Genomic DNA, 2,002 nt, shown 5'->3' with positions numbered 1-2,002 from the left:
GTGCAACTCCGTGCCGCTATGATGAACAGAAGAGACATGGGAAGCGGCTGAACGGGGGTGAAGAGGACGCCCGGCCGCTTCAAAGCAGCACACCCGACCCATCGCATGACTGAAACCAAGCCCTTGGCCGTGCCCGCACGCGTGGACAACGCGCGCGCGCTCACCGCATCGCTCGGGCTCGCACCGCAGGCCCTGGGGGCGCTGGTGTTCACGCTGGCCGACCGGCTCGATGCCCCGCTGGCCATCAAGGAGGCCGCCACCGGCCGCTACGTGTACGCCAACAGCCGCATGGACGCGCTGGTCGGCCGCACCGCGGATGGCCTGTCCGACGAAGACTGGCTCGACCCGGCCCAGGCCGCGACGCTGCGCACCGCCGACCAGTCGGCGATGGTGCAGACGCTGCCGCAGGTCAGCGAGCACCGCATCGAGCGCAAGGGCGGGCGGCGCGAGTACAGCGTGACCCGGCAGGCGCTGGCCTCGCAGGACGGCAGCGGGCCCCGCTACCTGTGCTGCCTCTGGCTCGACCAGACCACGCAGCGCCAGCACGAGACCCAGCTGCAGATCGCGCTGCAGCAGCTGGAGCAGCAGCAGCAGGCGAGCGAGGCGTTCCGCCGCGAGATGCAGGACCAGGGGCTGCGCGACACCGTCACCGGGCTCTACCAGCGGGCGCACTTCGACGACCAGCTGCGCCGCGAGGTCGACCTGTCGTCGCGCGAGCACCGCGAGTTCGCGCTGGTGTCGGTGGCGCTCGATCCGCTGAACGACCAGGTGAAGGCGCTCGGGCCGGAAGCGCGGCAACGCGTGCTCGAGGCGCTGGGGCGGCTGCTGCGCAGCAACACCCGGGCGATGGATGCCTCGTGCCGGCTCGAGGAAGACCTGTTCGCGGTGCTGCTGTCGGGCGTCGGCCTGGCGACGGCGCATGCGCGGATGGAGGGGCTGCGCCGCCAGTGCGCGACGCAGATCGTGATGCTGAACGGGCGCGACCTGGGCTTCACCGTGTCGATGGGCGTCGCGAGCTTCCCGCACACGGCGCACACGCAGGAGGAGCTGCTGCAGGCGGCCGATGCGGCGCTGGCCGAGGCGCGGCGTCGCGGCGGCAATCACGTGACGCTGGCAAGCATCCGCTTCGAGACGTCGTGACGATCCGGGATCAGGCTAGGCCCTTGATGCCCTTGTAGAGCATGTAGCTCGCCAGGCTGTACAGCAGCACGGCGAACACCCGCTTCAGCTTCGCGGTGTCGATCCGGTGGGCGGTGCGCGCGCCGAGCGGCGCGGTGGTGACGCTKGCCGCGGCGATCACGACCAGCGCCGGCAGGTAGATGAAACCCAGCGTGCCGGGCGGCATGTCGTGCAGCGACCAGCCGGCGTAGATGTAGCCGACGGTCCCCATCAGCGCGATCGGAAAGCCCAGGGCGGCCGAGGTCGCCACCGCGGCGCGGATCGGCACGTTGCACCAGGTCATGAACGGCACCGAGACGAACGCGCCGCCGGCGCCGACCAGCGCCGACAGCACGCCGATCACGCTGCCCGCGCCGATCATGCCGGCACCCTGCGGCAGCTGGCGCGACGGCTTCGGCTTCTTGTCGAGGAACATCTGCGTGGCCGAGAAGCCGATGAACAGCGCGAACAGCAGCGCCAGCCAGTTGGCCGGCAGCGCCTTCGCGATCTGCGCGCCGAGCAACGATCCGAGCACGATGCCGGGCGCGAGCAGCTTGACGATGTCCCAGCGCACGCCGCCGCGCTGGTGGTGGGCGCGCACCGACGAGATCGACGTGAAGCAGATCGTCGCCAGCGAGGTCGCGACCGCCATCTTCACGATGTAGGCCTCGGGGAAGCCCTTCAGCGTCAGCAGCAGCGTGATGAACGGCACCAGCGTCGCGCCGCCGCCGACGCCGAGCAGCCCGGCCAGGAAGCCGGTGAAGGATCCGAGGACGAGCAGTTCGAGGATGAGTTGCCAGCCGAGGTCGAAAGCCATCAGGGCTTCCGATCCAGCAGTTCGAGC

Annotated in this window: 2 protein-coding genes; one reads left to right on the top strand and one right to left on the bottom strand. The window is 70.4% G+C overall.

Annotation, left to right across the window (positions count from 1 at the left end; all coding sequences use genetic code 11):
• Positions 1 to 105: 105 nt before the first annotated feature.
• Positions 106 to 1,140: a sensor domain-containing diguanylate cyclase gene (locus tag AC1D15_RS29230; RefSeq protein ID WP_047503006.1), complete on the top strand. Its 1,035-nt coding sequence runs from the start codon at positions 106 to 108 to the stop codon at positions 1,138 to 1,140.
• A gap of 10 nt (positions 1,141 to 1,150) precedes the next feature.
• Here the strand turns inward: AC1D15_RS29230 and AC1D15_RS29225 are convergent, their stop codons facing one another.
• Positions 1,151 to 1,975 (bottom strand): sulfite exporter TauE/SafE family protein, encoded by an 825-nt coding sequence (locus AC1D15_RS29225; protein ID WP_047503005.1) that lies wholly within the window; start codon positions 1,973 to 1,975, stop codon positions 1,151 to 1,153.
• Positions 1,976 to 2,002: the final 27 nt, after the last annotated feature.

Source organism: Rhizobacter sp. P2_H2, from assembly GCF_056403375.1.
The sequence above is the reverse complement of the archived record's forward strand: the minus strand, read 5'-3'. Positions and strand labels throughout refer to the sequence as shown.

What these genes read in the sequence shown, in the direction of transcription:
- AC1D15_RS29230 (WP_047503006.1), top strand. Translation starts at nt 106, where the DNA reads ATGACTGAAACCAAGCCCTTGGCCGTGCCCGCACGCGTGGACAACGCG.